Source organism: Microvirga sp. P4_G7, from assembly GCF_056401005.1.
Map to the genome: position 1 here is coordinate 1 of NZ_JBFUKD010000850.1, position 1,376 is coordinate 1,376.

The 1,376-nt window shown below is 62.6% G+C and carries 2 protein-coding genes and 1 riboswitch; of the genes, one reads left to right on the forward strand and one right to left on the reverse strand.

Annotation, left to right across the window (positions count from 1 at the left end; translation table 11 throughout):
• On the reverse strand, positions 1 to 630 hold a 630-nt coding region (locus AC1DT3_RS21300), incomplete at its 3' end, for an aminomethyltransferase family protein (RefSeq protein ID WP_477467181.1).
• A gap of 154 nt (positions 631 to 784) precedes the next feature.
• Positions 785 to 878, reverse strand: a riboswitch (glycine riboswitch).
• Positions 879 to 1,048: 170 nt separating this feature from the next.
• Here AC1DT3_RS21300 and AC1DT3_RS21305 point away from each other — a divergent pair.
• On the forward strand, positions 1,049 to 1,376 hold a 328-nt coding region (locus AC1DT3_RS21305; protein WP_477467182.1), incomplete at its 3' end, for a CNNM domain-containing protein.

Consider the following 1,376-nt stretch of genomic DNA (forward strand, 5'->3'; position numbering starts at 1 on the left):
GCCGTCCTCCCCGGTATAGCCCGAGCGGGAAATGTGAGCCGGAATGCCGTCGATCTTAACGTCCGCCGACATCATGAAAGGCAGATCGGCCGATCCGGGAGCCTTGCGGGCCATCACCGCTGCGGCGGAGGGCCCCTGCAACGCGATCAACGCGAGGTCTTCCTTACGGTTGAGAGAGATGCCCGCAGGCAGACGAGCCTGGATATGGGCGTAATCGGCGTCTTTCATGGAGGCGTTCACGACGAGATAGAGCCAGCCCTCGTGGCCGGGCGCTCCCACGCGGGTGACCATCAGGTCGTCGAGAATGCCACCGTCGTCGGAGAGAAGCTGGGAGTAACGCTGCTGGTTCGGCTTCAGGCTCAAGACGTCGGCCGGGATCAGGGCCTCGAGGGCTTTGGCCACGCTCTCATGGCTCTTGTCGTCGGCAACGAGGAACGCCTGGCCCATATGGGAGACGTCGAACAGGCCCGCATGCTCGCGGGTCCAGTTGTGTTCGGTCAGGATCCCGGAGGGATATTGCACGGGCATGTCGTACCCCGCGAAGGGCACCATGCGGGCGCCTAAGCCGACATGTTCAGCATGAAGCGGAGTAACGAGAAGCGGCTCGTCGGAATGGACTGGCTCGGCCATCGGGTATCCTTAAAAGGCGCGCGTTTGATCAGGCCTTGCGGCCCGTTTGCGCCCCCTCTGTCCCGAGACCTGAGAGATTTCCCTGTCGCCTTGCGGCAAAGGTTACGCCCGTCGGTGGGCAGCATCTTGCGATACTGCCGCTTTCCAGAGTGCCAGCTCCCACGCGGTCCTTTGGCCTGAGCGTTTCCGGGGCGGTTGCGCCTTCGGCGCCGAACCCTTTCGGGTGCGGTCTCTTCCGCGGGGATCATTGGCTCTAAAACCTCTGGCGAGGAATCGCGTCCCTGTCAACAATACAGGAAGATGCCGCAGCCGCTCGCAGCCTTTAATTGACGCCGTGACCGTTAGGCCTCATTTTAAGTGCATCTTTTCACAGAAGGGGAGAAGCGCGGCCTGATCCGGTCAGCAGCTCCTGACATCGTTGCTCGAACTGGCTATCGCTTTCTTCCTCGTCGCCCTCAACGGCGTCTTCGCTCTTTCCGAACTTGCGCTCGTCTCTTCCCGTCGCCAACGGCTCAAGGCCATGGCGGAGCAAGGGCGTTCCGGGGCTCACGCCGCCCTCGCTCTCCTCGAGGATTCCGGTCGTTTTCTCTCGACGGTCCAGATCGGGATCACGCTTGTCGGCATCCTCGCCGGTGCGTTCTCCGGTGCGGCTCTCGGCAACAAACTCACGCAGATCCTGATCGACCAGGGCGTGCCACGCGGCGGCGCCGAGCCTCTGGGCTATGGCCTCGTCATCAGCATGATCA